This is a genomic window from Oceanimonas sp. MB9, from assembly GCF_011319775.1.
Lineage (GTDB): Bacteria > Pseudomonadota > Gammaproteobacteria > Enterobacterales > Aeromonadaceae > Oceanimonas > Oceanimonas doudoroffii.
The window spans coordinates 212473-229288 of sequence record NZ_VFBE01000005.1; the positions used below are offsets into that span (position 1 = coordinate 212473).

The 16816-nt window shown below is 61.2% G+C and carries 16 protein-coding genes; 9 read left to right on the plus strand and 7 right to left on the minus strand.

Annotated features, from left to right (window positions below):
- Positions 1-116 precede the first annotated feature (116 nt).
- The 4 genes from OJHNALOF_RS04245 (at position 117) to OJHNALOF_RS04260 (ending at position 4893) form a co-directional block, all read left to right on the plus strand.
- On the plus strand, positions 117-1133 hold the full coding sequence (locus tag OJHNALOF_RS04245) for a Fe(3+) ABC transporter substrate-binding protein (protein WP_094200345.1): 1017 nt from the start codon (positions 117-119) through the stop codon (positions 1131-1133).
- A 35-nt stretch (positions 1134-1168) separates the two neighbouring features.
- Complete coding sequence (locus OJHNALOF_RS04250; protein WP_165661257.1) at positions 1169-2791, plus strand: iron ABC transporter permease; 1623 nt, start codon at positions 1169-1171, stop codon at positions 2789-2791.
- Positions 2791-3855, plus strand: coding sequence for an ABC transporter ATP-binding protein (locus OJHNALOF_RS04255; RefSeq protein ID WP_165661258.1), 1065 nt, complete (start codon positions 2791-2793; stop codon positions 3853-3855). Before OJHNALOF_RS04250 ends, OJHNALOF_RS04255 begins: the two co-directional genes overlap by 1 nt.
- Positions 3856-3978: 123 nt before the next feature.
- Positions 3979-4893, plus strand: a complete 915-nt coding sequence (locus OJHNALOF_RS04260; RefSeq protein WP_165661259.1) for a Dyp-type peroxidase — start codon at positions 3979-3981, stop codon at positions 4891-4893.
- Between the two features lie 97 nt (positions 4894-4990).
- Here the strand turns inward: OJHNALOF_RS04260 and argR are convergent, their stop codons facing one another.
- Positions 4991-5491, minus strand: a complete 501-nt coding sequence (gene argR, locus OJHNALOF_RS04265; RefSeq protein WP_240919634.1) for a transcriptional regulator ArgR — start codon at positions 5489-5491, stop codon at positions 4991-4993.
- A gap of 133 nt (positions 5492-5624) precedes the next feature.
- Here argR and OJHNALOF_RS04270 point away from each other — a divergent pair, with 133 nt between their 5' ends.
- The 5 genes from OJHNALOF_RS04270 (at position 5625) to mdh (ending at position 9498) form a co-directional block, all read left to right on the plus strand.
- Entirely contained in the window at positions 5625-6362 is a 738-nt protein-coding gene (locus OJHNALOF_RS04270) for an ATP-binding cassette domain-containing protein (RefSeq protein WP_094200341.1), read from the plus strand.
- Between the two features lie 13 nt (positions 6363-6375).
- Positions 6376-7116, plus strand: a complete 741-nt coding sequence (locus tag OJHNALOF_RS04275; RefSeq protein WP_094200340.1) for a lysine/arginine/ornithine ABC transporter substrate-binding protein — start codon at positions 6376-6378, stop codon at positions 7114-7116.
- Complete coding sequence (gene artQ, locus OJHNALOF_RS04280) at positions 7116-7763, plus strand: arginine ABC transporter permease ArtQ (protein WP_094200339.1); 648 nt, start codon at positions 7116-7118, stop codon at positions 7761-7763. Before OJHNALOF_RS04275 ends, artQ begins: the two co-directional genes overlap by 1 nt.
- 1 nt (position 7764) lies before the next feature.
- Positions 7765-8433, plus strand: a complete 669-nt coding sequence (gene artM, locus OJHNALOF_RS04285; protein WP_206063608.1) for an arginine ABC transporter permease ArtM — start codon at positions 7765-7767, stop codon at positions 8431-8433.
- A gap of 126 nt (positions 8434-8559) precedes the next feature.
- Positions 8560-9498: a malate dehydrogenase gene (mdh, locus tag OJHNALOF_RS04290; RefSeq protein WP_094200337.1), complete on the plus strand. Its 939-nt coding sequence runs from the start codon at positions 8560-8562 to the stop codon at positions 9496-9498.
- A 76-nt stretch (positions 9499-9574) separates the two neighbouring features.
- On the opposite strand, the gene OJHNALOF_RS04295 is transcribed toward mdh, so the two are convergent.
- From OJHNALOF_RS04295 to OJHNALOF_RS04320, 6 genes are all read right to left on the minus strand, one after another.
- Positions 9575-10309, minus strand: a complete 735-nt coding sequence (locus OJHNALOF_RS04295) for an EAL domain-containing protein (RefSeq protein ID WP_165661260.1) — start codon at positions 10307-10309, stop codon at positions 9575-9577.
- Positions 10310-10378: 69 nt separating this feature from the next.
- Positions 10379-11272: a hydroxymethylglutaryl-CoA lyase gene (locus OJHNALOF_RS04300; protein WP_165661261.1), complete on the minus strand. Its 894-nt coding sequence runs from the start codon at positions 11270-11272 to the stop codon at positions 10379-10381.
- Positions 11265-13232, minus strand: a complete 1968-nt coding sequence (locus OJHNALOF_RS04305; RefSeq protein WP_165661262.1) for an acetyl-CoA carboxylase biotin carboxylase subunit — start codon at positions 13230-13232, stop codon at positions 11265-11267. The genes OJHNALOF_RS04300 and OJHNALOF_RS04305 overlap by 8 nt, the downstream gene beginning before the upstream one ends.
- On the minus strand, positions 13226-14017 hold the full coding sequence (locus tag OJHNALOF_RS04310; protein ID WP_165661263.1) for an enoyl-CoA hydratase-related protein: 792 nt from the start codon (positions 14015-14017) through the stop codon (positions 13226-13228). Before OJHNALOF_RS04310 ends, OJHNALOF_RS04305 begins: the two co-directional genes overlap by 7 nt.
- 9 nt (positions 14018-14026) lie before the next feature.
- Positions 14027-15631, minus strand: a complete 1605-nt coding sequence (locus OJHNALOF_RS04315) for a carboxyl transferase domain-containing protein (protein WP_165661264.1) — start codon at positions 15629-15631, stop codon at positions 14027-14029.
- A 9-nt stretch (positions 15632-15640) separates the two neighbouring features.
- The gene (locus OJHNALOF_RS04320; RefSeq protein ID WP_165661265.1) at positions 15641-16804 is read right to left on the minus strand and encodes an isovaleryl-CoA dehydrogenase; all 1164 of its coding nucleotides are present in this window, start codon (positions 16802-16804) and stop codon (positions 15641-15643) included.
- Positions 16805-16816 lie beyond the last annotated feature (12 nt).

Below are 16816 nucleotides of genomic sequence, written 5' to 3' on the forward strand. Positions count from 1 at the left end.
CCGAAGTGAAGATAACAATTTTTATTATTTGAGTGTTCGCCGGTGGTTGATTCCCTCTTGGAGCCCGGTATACTGCTGAACGTTAATTATTCTCAGTCAACCAATGGAACCGGATAATGACCAGACCGTTTTTCCTCACCGCCGCCGCTGCCCTGCTGGCTTCCAGCTTCACCGCCCAGGCTGCAGCCGAAGAAGTCAACGTCTACTCCAACCGTCAGGAATTCCTGATCAAGCCCATGCTCGACACCTTTACCAAGGAAACCGGTATCGATGTGAACGTGGTCTTTATCAAGGACGGCATGGGTGAACGTCTGGAGCGGGAAGGTCGTCTTTCTCCGGCCGATCTGGTGCTGACCGTGGACGTCAGCCGCCTGATGGACGTGGTGGACAAGGATCTGACCCAGCCGGTGCAAAGCGACGTGCTGGAACAAAACATTCCGGCCCAGTATCGCGATGCCGACGGCAAGTGGTTCGCGGTAACCACCCGCGCCCGTGCCATTTACAGCTCGGTTGACCGGGTGGGCAAGCGTGACGACATCACCTATGAAGAGCTGGCGGATCCCAAGTACAAGGGCAAGATCTGTACCCGCAGCGGCAAGCATCCCTACAACGTGGCGCTGACCGCCTCCATGATTGCCGAGCACGGCAGCGAGTACACCAAAAACTGGCTGCAGGGCCTGAAAGACAACCTGGCGCGCAAGCCCCAGGGCGGCGACCGGGATCAGATCAAGGCCATTCGTGACGGCGTGTGTGACTATGCCCTGGGCAACAGCTACTACTACGGCGTGATGCTGACCAACGACGATCAGCGTGAAGCGGCCGAGTCCGTCTACATCAACTTCCCCAATCAGGGCGATCGTGGCACCCACGTCAATATCTCCGCCGTGGCCATGACTCAGCATGCCAAGAACAAGGATGCGGCCCTCAAGCTGATGGAGTTCCTGGCCGGCGACGAAGCCCAGCACCTGTATGCGTCCGCCAACCACGAATATCCGGTCAAGCCGGGCGTGGATCCGTCCGACCTGGTGAAGGCCTGGGGTGACTTCAAGTCCGATACCCTGCCGCTGACCGACGTGGCCAAACACGCCCAGGAAGCGATCAAGCTGGTAGACGAAGTGAAATACGATCTGTAAAAAGACGGGGGCCTGTCCCCCGTTTTGAGTTGTACATGAAAAGATATGGTTGGACGGTCAGCAGCTGGGGCATCGCCCTGGTGCTGACCTTGCCGATTCTGGCACTGATAGTCGAAGCCCTGTTGCCCGCAGAAGACATCTTCCGTCATCTGTGGGCTTCCGTGCTTCCGGCCTACATTGGCAACACCTTCTGGCTGGTGTCGCTGGTGATGGGCTTGAGCCTGCTGTTTGGCCTGCCCGCCGCCTGGCTGATGGCCATGTGCGAGCTGCCCGGACGCCGCTGGTTGCAGTGGGCACTGATATTGCCCCTGGCCATGCCGTCCTACATTGTCGCCTTTGTCTATACGGACTTGCTCGACTATTCCGGCCCGGTGCAGCTGGCGCTGCGCGACTGGTTCGGCTGGCAGTCTGCCGGCGACTACTATTTTCCTCCCATTCGTAGTCTCGGGGGCGCCGCCCTGGTGCTGGGACTGGTGCTCTACCCCTACGTCTACCTGCTCGGGCGCACCGCCTTTCTGGAACAGTCCACCAGCCTAATTCAGTCCAGCCGGCTGCTGGGCTGCACGCCCTGGCAAAGCTTTTGCCGGGTCAGCCTGCCCCTGGCCCGTCCTGCCATTGCGGTGGGGCTGTCACTGGTGGCGATGGAAACCCTGGCCGAGTTCGGCACCGTCAATTTCTTTGCGGTCAACACCCTGACCACGGCGGTGTACGACACCTGGCTTGGCTATGGCAGCCTGCAGGCGGCGGCCAAGATCTCCGCCATCATGCTGCTGGTGGTGATGGTGCTGCTGAGCCTGGAGCGCATGAGCCGCAAGCGCCAGCAGGTGTTTCAAAAGAACATGGGCCACGAGCAGGAGGCCGGCTACCGGCTCACCGGCGGCCGCAAATGGGCGGCGCTGGCGTTCTGCTGGGGCCTGGTCGGTCTCGGCTTCCTGCTGCCTTTTGTCATTCTGTGCTACCACGCGGTGCGCTATTTCGATCAGGCCTGGAATGCCCGCTTCTTTGAATACAGCCTTAACAGCCTGGTGCTGTCGGCGGTGGTGGCGGTGCTGGGGTTGGCCATTGCCCTGCTGCTGGGTATGACCCACCGGCTCAAGGGCAAGCGTCATACCGTGCTGCCGTTGCGGCTGGCGGCCATGGGCTATGCCCTGCCCGGCACCGTGCTGGCCATTGGGGTGCTGGTGCCGCTGACCATGATGGACTTTGCCATCAACGATCTGGCGCTGTGGCTGAGCCTGCCCGAGCCTGGCCTGCTGCTGACCGGTACCATGACCGCCATCGCCTTTGGCTATTTGGTGCGTTTTGGTGCCATGGCCATCGGGGCGGTGGAAAGTAGCCTGAACAAGGTGTCGCCATCCCTCGATATGGTGACCCAGACCATGGGCTATGGCCCGGCGGCCATGATTCGCCGAGTGCACCTGCCGCTGATTCGCAAGGGCATGCTGGCCGGGGCCCTGCTGGTGTTCATTGAATGCATGAAGGAACTGCCGGCGGCGCTGCTGCTGCGGCCGTTCAACTTTCAGACCCTGGCCACCTATGTGTATCAGTTTGTTTCCGACGAGCAACTGGAGCTGGGGGCGCTGCCCGCCATCGTGATTGTGCTGGTGGGGCTGATACCTCTGATTTTTCTGAACCGTTCACTGGAGCAACATCACTGATGGCGGCACTCACGATTGACGACATTTGTTGCAGTTACAACGGCAAGGCGGTGCTGGATGGCCTGTCGCTGCGGGTAGAAAACAATGAAATCATGTGCCTGCTGGGTGCCAGCGGCTGCGGCAAGACCACCCTGCTGAAGGCGGTGGCCGGGTTGCTGCCGGTGTCTGGCGGGGACATTTGCATCAACAGCCGCAAGGTCAACGGCAACGGCGCGGCGGTGGTGCCGGAAGAGCGCAATATCGGCATGATCTTTCAGGATTATGCCCTGTTTCCCCACCTCAACGTGGCGCAAAACGTGGCCTTTGGCCTGCAGAGCAAGGAAAGTAACAAGGCGGTGATTCGGACGCGGGTCGACGAGGTGCTGGAGCTGGTCAACCTGGCCGGCCTGGGCGAGCGCTATCCGCACCAGCTTTCCGGTGGCCAGCAGCAGCGAGTGGCCATTGCCCGGGCGCTGATCTGCCGGCCCCAGCTGATGTTGCTGGACGAGCCTTTTTCCAATATTGATACTCAGGTGCGCATGCGCCTGATCAGTGAAATTCGCAGCCTGCTCAAGGAGCAGGGCATCAGCGCCATCTTTGTGACCCACAGCAAGGAAGAGGCCTTTGCCTTTGCCGACAAGCTGGCGCTGTTTCGCCAGGGCCACATCGAACAGGTGGGCCGGCCGCAAACCCTGTATCAGCATCCGCAGACCCCCTTTGTGGCCGACTTTCTCGGTCAGAGCAACTATGTGCCGGCCACGGTGCACGACAGCCACAGCCTGCAGACTCCCCTGGGCCGGATTGCCAGCCTGGCGGCCATTAGTGCCGAGCCCGGCAGTGAAGGCCGGCTGTTGCTGCGACCGCGTCAGCTGCTGCTGAGCGAAGCGGAGCAGGGAAATGGCCGGGTGCTGGAGCAGCAGTTTCTCGGTGCACATACCCGCTGTCTGGTGGAATGCCAGGGGTTGACCCTGGAGGTGAGCATCAACGAGCCGCTGCCGGCAGTGGCCAATGTGCAGGTGACCGTGGCGCCCCATGCCCTGACCTTTTTTCCCGACGAAGCCGAGCGCCGGCGGGAAGTGGCGTGAGGCGGGCAACAGCCAGGTTGGAATGAGTCCTGCTTAATTCCAGCCTGCCTTGATCATCCCCCATCCCCAGTGTCACTGTTTGCCGTTATACTGACCTCTTTTGAAGCAATGGAAGAGCAAAGAATGACAGCACAAGCCGGCATTTGCGCCGAACCCAATCTTCACGCCCATTACCTGTTTTTCAATATTTTACCCGGCCATCAGTCCGAGGTAAGAAACAAGCTCAAGGCCGTGCCCGCGTTGTGGCGGGAGCTGGCCGATACTTATTCGAATGCCGCCTTTTCCGGCCTGGTGGCCATCGGTCACCAGGCCTGGGACGAGCTGTATCCACGGCAGCGCCCCGCCGAGCTGCGTGCCTTTCCGGCCCAGGGAGAAGGCGAACGCGCGGCGCCGGAAACGCCCTTTGATCTGTTCTTTCAGCTGCGTGCCGATCGCCTCGACGTGGCCTATATCGCGGTGCAGAAGGTGATGGAGCTGCTGGCAGGAATGGTGGAGCTCAAGGACGAGCGCCAGGGCTTTCGTTACCTGGATAGCCGCGACATGACCGGCTTTGTGGACGGCACCGAAAACCCGCAAGGCGAAGACAGGGCAACCGTTGCCCTGGTGGCCGAGGGTCCCTTTGCCGGCGGCAGCTATGTGCATGTACAGCGTTACCATCACCGCATGGCCCGCTGGCAAAAGCTGGCGCTGAAGACGCAGGAAGACATTTATGGCCGCACCAAGGCCGATAACATCGAGTATGCTGCAGCCGACAAACCGATGACCGCCCATACCCGGCGTACCAGCCTGAAGGACACCAACGGCAACAGCATGGAAATTTTGCGCCAGAGCATGCCCTGGGGCAGTGCCACCGAGCAGGGACTGGTGTTTATTTCCTGCTGCCGTACGCCACTACACTTTACCCGCATGCTGGAGAGCATGTACCGGCGTGACGAGCAGGGGAATTTTGATCATTTAACGCTGTTTACCCGGGCGGAAACCGGCGCCGCGTTTTTCGCGCCATCGGAAAACTGGCTGTTATCGCAGGGGGATGCGTAACCCCGTGTGAAAAGGGAGGGGAGAGGAGTGAGGGGGACTGCGCACTGGCGCTCAGGGCGCCTCACCCCTTACTCTTCACCCCTCTTGGTGCGTTCGCTTACACGTATTGTTCGAACAGCTCCAGTACGCTCTGGTACAGCTCTTCGATGGGGGTTTCCTTGGTGGGGGTAATAAAGATGGTGTCATCGCCGGCAATGGTGCCGAGAATGCCTTCGGCCCGGCCAAGGGAGTCGAGCATGCGGGCGATGAGCTGGGCCGCCCCCGGGCTGGTATGAATGACAATCAGCGCGCTGTTGTGGCCCACGTCCAGCACCAGGTTCTTGAGCTGGCTGCTGCTGGTGGGCACGCCCAGTTCGACCGGCAGGCAATACACCATTTCCATCTTGGCATTGCGGGTACGCACGGCGCCGAATTTGCTCAGCATGCGTGACACCTTGGACTGGTTGATGTTTTCAAACCCCAGCTCCTGCAGGGCATTAACGATTTCCGCCTGGGAGCCAAAGCGTTCCTCTTTAAGCAACGCCTTGAATGCCTTGACCAGTTGTTCCTGTTTTTCGTTCATTTTTTGCAGCCGACCGAGCGTGAGTGAATGGGGCATATTGTCTATCCGTTATGGGGTTTTATCAAGGAATAGTCATTTATCTTGCATAAAGATGCAGATTTAGCTTGCATTAACAATAATGCAAAATAAAATCAGCCAAAGACTCTGACAGATGAAGTGAACATAGCGCATGGGCATAGAATTCAGCGGCATAAGCAAGTCCTGGGCCGGGCAGGAAATTTTAAGCCAGGTTTCGCTGCAATGCGACGCCGGAGAGACATTAGTGCTACTTGGTCCCAGTGGCGCAGGAAAAAGTTCTTTGCTCAGGCTGATGAACCTGCTGGATGTGCCGGATGCCGGCACCCTGGCCATGGCCGGTGAGCAATTCAGCTTTCCCGCCGACGACAACGGCCGTCTGGCAAGACGGGCGCAGGAGTTGCGCCGCAAGGTGGGCATGGTGTTTCAGCAATACCATCTGTGGCCCCATCTGACCGTGGAGCAAAACCTGCTGGAAGCCCCGCTCAAGGTGCTGGGCATGAACAAGGCCGAGGCCAGAGACAAGGCCGCCGGCCTGTTGGCTCAGCTCAAGCTGGCCGACAAGCGCCAGGCCTGGCCCGGTGCCCTGTCCGGTGGCCAGCAGCAGCGGGTGGCCATCGCCCGGGCACTGATGATGAACCCCGAGGTGCTGCTGTTTGACGAACCCACGGCGGCGCTGGATCCGGAGATCACCAAGGAGGTGGCGGAGATCATTTTACAACTGGGCAAAACCGGTATTACCCAAGTGATCGTCACCCACGAAGTCGGCTTTGCCCGCCGAGTGGCGACCAAGGTCGCCTATCTGGAGCAGGGCAAGCTGGTGGAATACGGCGACGCTGCTTTGCTTGACCATCCCCAGACCAAGCGTCTGGCGGAATTTCTGACTCATTGATAAGGACATACCCATGAAAAAGACCCTGTTGTCCCTGGCCCTGCTGGCCGCCGCCGGCAGCACCGCCGCCCAGGCCGACGAAGTAAAGTTCGTGACCAACGCCGCCTATCCTCCCTTTGAATTCGTTGACGACAACAACGAAATGCAGGGGTTTGACATCGATCTGGCCAAGGCCCTGTGTGAAGTGGCAGAGCTTGAGTGCAGCTTTCACAATCAGGCCTTTGACAGCCTGATCCCCAGCCTCAAGTTCAAGCGCTATCATGCCGCCATCGCCGCCATGGACATTACTCCGGAGCGGGCCGAGCAGGTCGACTTCAGCGACATCTACTACGAGAACTCCGCGGTGTTTGTGGCACCCGCCGGCCAGTTCAATGCCATTGAGGCCCTCAAGGACAAAACCGTGGGCGTGCAGAACGGCACCTCGCACCAGAAGTACATTCAGGACAACCTTGAAAGCGATGGCCTGGATCCCCGTGCCTACCCGAGCGTGCAGGACGCCCTGCTGGATCTGACCAACGGCCGCATTGAAGCCGTGTTTGCCGACACCGCCGTGGTGGGTGACTGGCTGGCCAAGTCCGAAGGCTATGACGTCGTAGGCGAGGCGGTGACCGACGACAACTACTTTGGCACCGGCTTTGGCATTGCCGTCACCAAGGGCAACCAGGAACTGCTCGACAAGCTCAACCAGGGCCTGGCCGAACTTAAGGCCAACGGCACCTATGATCGGCTCTACGGCAAGTACTTCCCGCACTGATGATGACGCATCTGTTTAATGCCGGCCTGATGACCCTCGGGCTGGCATTGGTCTCGTTGGTGGTGGGCATGGTGCTGGCCATGCTGTTCTGCGGCGCGGAAATGAGCCGCTGGCGGCTGTTGCGGCTGCCGGCGTCCGCGCTCACTACCGTGCTGCGTGGCCTGCCGGAAATTCTGGTGGTGTTCTTTATCTATTTTGGCTCCACCCATTTGCTGTTTTTGCTGACCGGGGAATACATTGAATTCAGCCCGTTCTGGTGCGGGGTGACCGCACTGTCGTTGCTGTTTGCCGCCTATGGCGCCCAAACCCTGCGCGGGGCGCTCAATGCGGTGTCTCGCGGCCAGCGGCAGGCGGCCCTGGCACTGGGTTTGCCCCCCTTGTACAGCTTTTTTCGCATCGTGCTGCCCCAGGCCTGGCGCCATGCCCTGCCGGGGCTCGGCAACCAGTGGCTGGTGTTGCTGAAAGACACCGCGCTGGTGTCGTTGATTGGCGTGCATGATCTTATGCATCAGGCCAAGACCGCGGCGGCCAGCACCTATGAGCCCTTTACCTGGTATGCTTCGGCGGCGCTGATCTATTTGGCCATTACCCTGATCAGCCAGCAGGGCCTGAAACGACTGCAGGCGAGGGTGACCCGCTATGACTAAATTGCTCGATTACTCCCTTGCCTTGCTGGACGGCCTGCAGATCACCTTGCTGATCACCACCACCGGCCTGCTGCTGGGCCTGGTGATCGCCCTGTTGCTGACCTGGATCCTGGACAAGCGGGTACCGGTGCTGAACTGGCTGGCGGAAGGCTATTTGCTGCTGATCACCGGAACGCCCTTGCTGGTGCAGATCTTTCTGATCTACTACGGCCCGGCCCAGTTCGACAGCATCAAGCAAAGCTGGGCCTGGCAGTATCTGCGCGAGCCTATGTTCTGTGCCATTCTGGCCCTGGGCATGAATGCCGGCGCCTACACCTGCCGGTTGTTCAAGGGCGCACTGGACGCGGTGCCCAAGGGCGAAACCCTGGCCTGCCGCGCGCTCGGCATGAGCGAATGGCAGACCCTGAGTGTGAAGTTGCGCCACGCCATGCGCCGAGTGATTCCGGCCTATTCCAACGAGGTGGTGCTGGTGCTCAAGGGCAGTTCCCTGGCCAGCACCATCTCCATTATGGACATTATGGGCTTGGCCCAGCGCATCAACGGCCAGACCTACGACACCCTGACGGTATTCGGCGTGGCCGGAGTAATCTACCTGCTGATGAACAGCCTGTTGACCTGGCTGTTCCGGTTGCTGGAGCGGCGTGCGCTGGCGTTTCAGCAACAGGGATGAATGAGCCGGCTGGCTCACAGAACTGTTACATTTGATGGGCCTGGGCATTGTGTTTGCACGGCGGTTTCGCTATTTTGCATAGGCCTAGGAAACGTATAACTATTCAATAATAAACGGAGTTCAGCTATGAAAGTTGCCGTACTCGGAGCTGCCGGTGGTATCGGCCAGGCTCTCGCCCTGCTGTTGAAGAACAACCTGCCTGCCGGCTCTGAACTGAGCCTGTATGATATCGCTCCTGTCACTCCCGGCGTTGCTGCCGATCTGAGCCACATCCCCACCGCCGTAAGCGTGGTTGGTTTTGGTGGTGAAGATCCCACTCCGGCCCTGACCGGCGCCGACATCGTGCTGATCTCCGCCGGTGTGGCCCGCAAGCCGGGCATGGACCGTGCCGACCTGTTCAACGTGAACGCCGGCATCGTCAAGAACCTGATCGAAAAAGCCGCTGCCGCCTGCCCGCAGGCCTGCATCGGCATCATCACCAACCCGGTGAACACCACTGTACCGATTGCCGCCGAAGTACTGAAAAAGGCCGGTGTATACGACAAGAACAAGCTGTTCGGCATCACTACCCTTGACGTGATCCGCGCCGAGACCTTCGTGGCCGAAGCCAAGGGCCTGAACGTGTCTGAAGTCAAGGTTCCGGTTATCGGTGGCCACAGCGGTGTGACCATTCTGCCGCTGCTGTCCCAGGTGGAAGGCGCTTCCTTCTCCGACGAGGAAATCGAGAAGCTGACCTACCGCATTCAGAACGCCGGCACCGAAGTGGTTGAAGCCAAGGCCGGCGGCGGCTCCGCCACCCTGTCCATGGGTCAGGCTGCTTGCCGTTTCGCGCTGTCTCTGGTCAAGGCCATGCAGGGTGAAGCCAACGTGGTTGAGTGCACCTATGTAGACGGCGGCAGCGAGCACGCTGAATTCTTCGCCCAGCCGGTACTGCTCGGCAAGAACGGCGTGGAAAAAGTGCTGCCCTACGGTGACATCAGCGCCTTTGAACAGGCGGCAATGGACGGCATGCTGGAAACCCTGCGTGGCGACATTCAGAAAGGTGTGGAGTTCGTTAACCAGTAAGGTTGGCGGATTAAAACACTAAAAAGGGAGCTTCGGCTCCCTTTTTTATTCAGAGGACTGGGGCTGGGGACTCGAGTTAAACCTTAATGGTTTTAAACAGGGACCGGTAAAGAAAGCCCTGCACATAGTCGACCCCCAGTCGGCGGGCCACTTCCAGATCTTCCTGCCGCTCGACCCCTTCCAGTACTATGGGTTTGCCACAACTTCTGGCAAAGCGGCACAGGGCCAGCAGTAGCTGCTGACGCTGCTCCGACTGCCCGGGCTTCAGCCAGGAGCGATCCAGCTTCAGGTAATCCATATCCACCAGCAGCTCAAAGGACAGCATACTGTCGGGCGCGCCAATATCATCCAGCGCCAGCTTTAATCCCAGTCCGCGCAGGGCGTCGCTCATGCTGGCGCTGTACAGGGCATCGTTGGCGTCACTGTTTTCGATGATTTCTACCACCAGCCGGTCCCGATCTGCGAAGAGTTCCAGTAAAGGGTTGCGGGGATCCCGGCCGAACAGGGCAAAGGCATGAGGGTCCAGGTTCAGAAACAAGTCCCCCTGGCCGGGAGCTTGAGCAATTTGCAGCGACTTCATTTGATGCTCAACGCTGAACAGGCTGAGGTTATCGCTGTGCAGAGCCTCAAATACGCGATCCGGACGCAAGGTATCGCCGCTGGGGGTATAAAAGCGCGCCAAGGCTTCCCAGCCCATGATATCGCCACTGCTCAGTTCCACTATGGGTTGATACTCGGCACCAAAGCGACGGTGTTGCACCAGATCGTAAAGGGTGAAGTTGTCTATGTAATCCTGGGCTCGCTGGAGCATGAGGCTGTCATGAATATTCCATAGTGAGAGGCATTATCATTACGAGGTTTTCTGATGTCAATTGACTCCTTACTTGTTGGGGTGCCAGGCAAGGCCCGTTTTTGCCCCGTTCACCCGGCCCAGCCGCCGGCTGATCCAGCGGCCGGTGTGCACCAGCCGGTCAAGGTTTACGCCGGTTTCCAGGCCCAAGCCATGCAGCAGATAGACCACGTCTTCGCTGGCCACATTGCCGGTGGCCCCTTTCGCATAGGGGCAACCGCCCAGGCCTGCCACCGAGCTGTCGATAATGCGCAGGCCCTGCTCCAGCACCGTATAAAGGTTGGCCAGGGCCTGGCCGTAGGTATCGTGAAAATGGGCCGCCAGCCGCGCCAGGGGGACTTCCTGGCGTACCGCAGACAACATGGCGATGGCCTTTTTCGGCGTGCCCGTGCCAATGGTATCGCCCAAAGAGATTTCATCGCAGCCCAGGCGGTACAGCGCGCCGGCAACCCGGGCTACGGCGGCGGGGGGAATGTCGCCTTCATAGGGGCAGCCCAGCACGGTGGAGACATAGCCGCGCACCCGCAGGCCGTGCTCGTGGGCCAGCTGCAGTACCGGGGTAAAGCGCTCAAGGCTTTGCGCTACCGAGCAGTTGATGTTTTTTCGGCAAAAGCGTTCCGAGGCGGCGGTAAACACCGCCACTTCATCAGCACCCGCGGCCAGCGCCGCTTCCAGGCCTTTAACATTGGGAGTCAGCGCCGAATAGACCACGCCTTGCTTGCGGCGAATGCCGGTTAATACCTCTCTGCCGTCCGCCATTTGCGGCACCCACTTGGGGGAGACAAAACTGGCGGCCTCGATATGCGTCAGGCCGCAGTCGGCCAGCCGCTCCACCAGCTCGATTTTGATATGGGTGGGCACTTGTACCGGCTCGTTCTGCAGGCCGTCCCGGGGGCCCATTTCCACCAGTCTGACGCTATCCATCATCGGCCTCCAGCCGTAGTAGCTCGTCTCCTTCGCTAACCTGCTCCCCGGTGCGAAAGTGGATGGCCGCTACTTTGCCCGCCATGGGCGCGCGAATGGGATGCTCCATTTTCATGGCTTCCAGCACCAGCAGGGTCTGGCCTTCCGTTACCTGATCGCCTTCGACCACCTTCAGTTCGTTCACCAGTCCGGGCATGGGGGCGGTGAGGCTGCCGCCGGCGCCGTGCTGGGTGCTGCCGGCTTCGTCAGTCACTCTGCGCAGATCAAAGCGCTGACCCCGATAAAACAGCCAAAGCTGAGAGCCGTACCCGGCTATATACAGGCTGAGCCGGCGATCATTCATGGTCACCCTTAGCTGCTCTCCGGCCAACTCGCCCTGCAGATCAAACTCTTGTCCACTCACTTTTGCCCGCCAGCCGGACTCGATGGCGGTCAGTGTGATTGCATCAATATCGCCGGCATAGTCCAGCCGCAGTGAGTGAATGGCGGGCTGGTTCAGCCGCCAGCCGGTGGCGGCTGAAAAGGGGGAGGCGCCACGTGGTGGCAGAAGCAGAGCATAAGCCAGTGCCCCCAGCGCCAGCACCTCGCCGCTGGCAAGAGCCGGCGCTGTAAACAGGCTGGATTCATGCTGCTCGATAAACTGAGTGTGCAGCTCTTTGTTGATAAAGGCCGAGTGACGGCACAGGTGGTGCAAAAAGCCGATATTGGTTTTCACCCCGCCGATGCAGTAGTGCGCCAGTGCTTGTGCCAGCCCGGCCAGGGCGGCGTCACGGGTTTGATCATGCACGATCAGTTTGGCGATCAGCGGATCATAGTAAATGCCGACTTCGTCGCCTTCACGCACGCCGGTATCGAGGCGCACTCGGCTTGAGGTGATTGGCTCGCGCAGCACATGCAGGGTGCCGGCGGCGGGCAAAAAGCCGTGCTCGGCGTCTTCGGCGTAGATGCGGGCTTCTACCGCGTGTCCCCGAATGGTTACTTGCTCCTGAGTAAGTGGCAGGGGCTCGCCCGCCGCCACCCGCAACTGCCATTCCACCAGATCCAGTCCGGTGATCAGCTCGGTCACCGGGTGCTCCACCTGCAGCCGGGTGTTCATTTCCATAAAGTAAAAGTGGCCGTCGTCGGTATAGAGAAACTCTACGGTGCCGGCACCGCGATAGTCGATGGCCTGAGCGGCGCGCACCGCCGCTTCCCCCATGGCGGTGCGGGTGGCCGGGCTCAGTCCGGGGGCGGGGGCTTCTTCCAGAATTTTCTGATGACGGCGCTGCACCGAGCAGTCCCGCTCCGAAAGGTAAATACCGTTGCCGTGGGCATCGCAGAACACCTGCACTTCCACATGGCGGGCCGCGGGCAGGTAGCGCTCCAGCAGCATGGCGTCGTTGCCAAAGGCGGCTTTGGCTTCCCGCCGGGCGGCGGCCAGGGCCTCATCGAACTCGGCAGGGGTATGCACAACGCGCATGCCCTTGCCGCCGCCGCCGGCCACGGCTTTAAGCAACAGCGGGTAGCCGCAGGCAGCGGCTTCGGTTTTCAGCCGTTCATTGCTCTGCTCCTCGCCGTGATAGCCGGGCACCAGGGGCACACCGGCAGACGCCATCAGCGCCTTGGCGGCGGCCTTGTCGCCCATGGCGGCAATGGCGGATGGAGGCGGCCCCACAAACACCAAGCCGGTGTCGGCACAGGCCTGCGCAAAACCGGCGTTTTCCGAGAGAAAGCCGTAACCCGGGTGCACCGCATCGGCCCCGCAGGCGCCGGCAATCTCCAGCAGTGCCGCCTGATTAAGGTAACTCTTCGCCGCCGGTGCCGGGCCTATGCACCAGGCCTCGTCGGCCATGTCCACATGCAGGGCGTGACGGTCGGCATCGGAATACACCGCTATGGTGTGCAGCCCCAGCCGGCGCGCGGTGCGCAGCACTCGGCAGGCAATCTCGCCCCGGTTGGCCACCAGCAACCTGGTCAGCATAAATCGTCCTCCCAGTTCGGGGTGCGCTTGTCCAGAAAGGCGGCCAGCCCTTCTTTAGCTTCATCGGTGACGCGCAGGGCGGCCAGGCGCCCTGCGCTGTCAGCTATCAGCGCCTTGTTTACCGGTTGGCCGGCATAATCCCGAATCAGCGCCTTGGCCGCGATCTGTGCTCGAGGGCCGCCCCGCAGCAGCGACTCAATCACGGGCGCGGCGGCCTGCTGCAAGGGCTGCGTAGTTACTTCATGCACCAGCCCCAGTCGTTCGGCGCGGACGGCATCTATGACCTCGGCACTCAGCATATAGCGCCGGGCCTGGCGGGCGCCCAGCACCCGCAGCACATAGGGGGAGATGGTGGCGGGAATTAGCCCGAGGCGAGTCTCGCTCAGGCAAAAGCGGGCATCATTGGCGGCAATCACCACATCACAGGCGCATACCAGCCCCAGCGCCCCGCCGTAGGCCGCCCCCTGCACCAACGCAACAGTAGGGTGGGCAAAACGGTCCAGCCGCCACAGCAGTTCGGCCAGCCGGGCGGCATCGGCGCGGTTATGTTCCGGACTTAGCCGGGCGGCCCGCTGCATCCAGCCCAGATCCGCCCCGGCGCAAAAGTGCTTGCCCTCTGCCTTCAGCACCAGCAGGCGCAGGGCCGGCTCGGCTTCGGCCTCGCTCAGGCGGGCATGGAAGGCGTCCAGGGTGGTTTCGTTCAGCACATTGCGGCGCTCGGGATTGTTCAGTACCAGCTGCCATACTCCCCTGCCGGCGGGTTGCAGCAGCACGGGTTCGGACATTACGCCTCCTTACATGCGAAACACGCCAAAGCGGGTGGGGGATTGTGTGTGATTGCTTGCCAGCGCCAGGCTCATGGCCAGCACGGCGCGGCTGTCTTTGGGGTCGATAACGCCGTCGTCCCACAGCCGAGCACTGGCATACCAGGGATGGCCCTGCTGTTCGTAGCGCTCGATAATGGGGTCTTTAAAGGCGGCCTCGTCCTCGGCGGACCAGTCTTTACCGGCCTTGGCCAGTGCATCCCGGCGCACAGTGGCGAGAACATTGGCGGCCTGCTCGCCGCCCATCACCGAAATGCGGGCATTGGGCCAGATCCACAAAAAGTCGGGATCATAGGCCCGGCCACACATGCCGTAATTGCCGGCGCCAAAGCTGCCGCCGATGATCAGCGTGATTTTCGGCACGCTGGCACAGGCCACCGCCGTCACCAGCTTGGCGCCGTGCTTGGCAATGCCTTCGGCCTCGTATTTTTTGCCCACCATAAAACCGGTGATGTTCTGCAAAAACAGCAGGGGAATATTTCGCTGGCAGCACAGCTCGATAAAATGCGCCCCCTTCTGGGCCGACTCGCTGAACAGAATGCCGTTGTTGGCGATAATGCCCACCGGGTAGCCGTGCAGGTGAGCAAAGCCGGAGACCAGGGTGGGGCCATAGTCGCGCTTGAATTCGTCCAGCACAGAATCATCCACCAGCCGGGCGATCACTTCCCGCACCTCAAAGGGGGTGCGCAGGCTGGTGCCGACAATGCCGTAGAGCTCATCAATGGCGTAGCGCGGTGGGCGAGGCTCGTGGGGTGGGGCCGGCACCGGTGCATGGTTGAGATTGGCCACCAGCCGGCGAGCCAGAGCCAGCGCCTGGCGATCATCATCGGCGGCATGATCCGCCACGCCGGACTGTTGTGTGTGCACGCCGGCACCGCCCAGCTCCTCGGCACTGACCACCTCGCCGGTGGCGGCTTTTACCAGCGGCGGGCCACCGAGAAAAATGGTGGCCTGGTTGCGCACCATAATGGACTCGTCCGCCATGGCCGGCACATAGGCGCCACCGGCGGTGCACAGGCCCATGACCACCGCCAGCTGGGGAATACCGGCGGCGGACATGCGCGCCTGATTAAAGAAGATGCGGCCAAAGTGCTCCCGGTCCGGGAAGACTTCGTCCTGGCTGGGCAAGTGCGCGCCGCCGGAGTCCACCAGATACAGGCAGGGCAACCGGCAGCGCTCGGCAATGGCCTGTGCCCGCAGGTGTTTTTTCACCGTGAGCGGGTAATAGGTGCCGCCCTTGACGGTAGCGTCGTTGGCCACAATCATGCATTCCACCCCCTGCACTCGGCCAATGCCGGTGATGATGCCCGCCGCCGGCACCGGCTCGTCATACACGTTCAGCGCCGCCAGTTGCGACAGCTCAAGAAAGGGCGCGCCCTCATCCAGCAGGGCGGCAATGCGCTCCCGCGCCAGCAGCTTGCCTCTGGCTCGATGACGCTTCGTGTTGTCGGCCCCGCCGCCCTCGGCAATGACGGCCACCTGTTCACGCAGGGCCGTCACCTCGGCGGCCATGGCGCTGTGGTTGGCAATAAACTCCGCTGAGGCCGGCTGTACCCGGCTGACAAACTGGGTCATAACGGCTCCTTAGGGTTCGCGCACCAGTTCCCGGCCGATCAGCATGCGCCGAATCTCCGAGGTGCCGGCACCGATTTCATAGAGCTTGGCGTCCCGCAGCAGGCGGCCGGCGGGGTACTCATTGATATAGCCGTTGCCGCCGAGCAGCTGAATGGCGTCGAGGGCGACCTGGGTGGCGGTTTCGGCGGCGAGCAGAATGACCCCGGCGGCGTCCTGACGGCTGAGCCTGCCTCTGTCAGCGGCCATGGCGGTCATGTAGGTATAACAGCGGGCGGCGTTCATGCGGGTATACATGTCGGCAAGCTTGCCCTGCACCAGCTGAAATTCGCCAATGGCCTGGCCAAACTGCTTGCGCTCGCGCACATAGGGCACCACCAGATCCATGGCCGCCGCCATAATGCCGAGCGGCCCGCCGGCCAGCACCAGCCGCTCGGTATCCAGGCCGCTCATCAGTACGCTCATGCCTTCATTCAGTGGCCCCAGCAGATTGGCGGCGGGCACCCGGCAGTCCTGAAACACCAGTTCGCAGGTGTTGGAGCCGCGCATGCCAAGCTTGTCGAGCTTCTGCGCCGTGGAAAACCCGGGGGTGCCGGCTTCCACAATAAAGGCGCTGATGCCCCTGGCTCCGGCCTGCGGATTGGTCTTGGCATACACCACAAACACTCGGGCATCTGGACCGTTGGTGATCCACATCTTGTTACCGTTCAGCACAAAGTGATCGCCGTCTTGTCTGGCGCTGAGTTTCATGGCCACCACGTCGGAGCCGGCCCCGGGCTCGGACATGGCCAGGGCGCCGATATGTTCTCCGCTGAGCAGGGCGGGCAGGTAGCTGTGTTGCTGCTCCTCACTGCCATGGCGGTGAATTTGATTCACACACAGATTGGAGTGGGCACCGTAAGACAGTCCCACCGAAGCCGAGGCCCGGCTGATCTCTTCCATGGCCAGCACATGAGCCAGATAGCCCATGTTCACGCCGCCCATTTCCTCTGACACGGTAATGCCAAACAGCCCCATGTCGCCCAGCCTGGGCCATAGCTCGGCAGGAAAGCGGTTGTCCCGGTCGATGGCCTCGGCCAGGGGGGCAATTTCCTTACCGGCAAAGGCGGCTACCTGCTCCCTGAGCAAGGTATGCATTCCGCCAAGATCAAGATCCAGGGTGGGGTAAGGGGCCATGTCACCTCCTGA

What these genes read in the sequence shown, in the direction of transcription:
- OJHNALOF_RS04245 (WP_094200345.1), top strand. Translation starts at nt 117, where the DNA reads ATGACCAGACCGTTTTTCCTCACCGCCGCCGCTGCCCTGCTGGCTTCC.
- OJHNALOF_RS04250 (WP_165661257.1), top strand. Translation starts at nt 1,169, where the DNA reads ATGAAAAGATATGGTTGGACGGTCAGCAGCTGGGGCATCGCCCTGGTG.
- OJHNALOF_RS04255 (WP_165661258.1), top strand. Translation starts at nt 2,791, where the DNA reads ATGGCGGCACTCACGATTGACGACATTTGTTGCAGTTACAACGGCAAG.
- OJHNALOF_RS04260 (WP_165661259.1), top strand. Translation starts at nt 3,979, where the DNA reads ATGACAGCACAAGCCGGCATTTGCGCCGAACCCAATCTTCACGCCCAT.
- argR (WP_240919634.1), bottom strand. Translation starts at nt 5,491, where the DNA reads ATGCCCCATTCACTCACGCTCGGTCGGCTGCAAAAAATGAACGAAAAA.
- OJHNALOF_RS04270 (WP_094200341.1), top strand. Translation starts at nt 5,625, where the DNA reads ATGGGCATAGAATTCAGCGGCATAAGCAAGTCCTGGGCCGGGCAGGAA.
- OJHNALOF_RS04275 (WP_094200340.1), top strand. Translation starts at nt 6,376, where the DNA reads ATGAAAAAGACCCTGTTGTCCCTGGCCCTGCTGGCCGCCGCCGGCAGC.
- artQ (WP_094200339.1), top strand. Translation starts at nt 7,116, where the DNA reads ATGATGACGCATCTGTTTAATGCCGGCCTGATGACCCTCGGGCTGGCA.
- mdh (WP_094200337.1), top strand. Translation starts at nt 8,560, where the DNA reads ATGAAAGTTGCCGTACTCGGAGCTGCCGGTGGTATCGGCCAGGCTCTC.
- OJHNALOF_RS04295 (WP_165661260.1), bottom strand. Translation starts at nt 10,309, where the DNA reads ATGCTCCAGCGAGCCCAGGATTACATAGACAACTTCACCCTTTACGAT.
- OJHNALOF_RS04300 (WP_165661261.1), bottom strand. Translation starts at nt 11,272, where the DNA reads ATGGATAGCGTCAGACTGGTGGAAATGGGCCCCCGGGACGGCCTGCAG.
- OJHNALOF_RS04305 (WP_165661262.1), bottom strand. Translation starts at nt 13,232, where the DNA reads ATGCTGACCAGGTTGCTGGTGGCCAACCGGGGCGAGATTGCCTGCCGA.
- OJHNALOF_RS04310 (WP_165661263.1), bottom strand. Translation starts at nt 14,017, where the DNA reads ATGTCCGAACCCGTGCTGCTGCAACCCGCCGGCAGGGGAGTATGGCAG.
- OJHNALOF_RS04315 (WP_165661264.1), bottom strand. Translation starts at nt 15,631, where the DNA reads ATGACCCAGTTTGTCAGCCGGGTACAGCCGGCCTCAGCGGAGTTTATT.
- OJHNALOF_RS04320 (WP_165661265.1), bottom strand. Translation starts at nt 16,804, where the DNA reads ATGGCCCCTTACCCCACCCTGGATCTTGATCTTGGCGGAATGCATACC.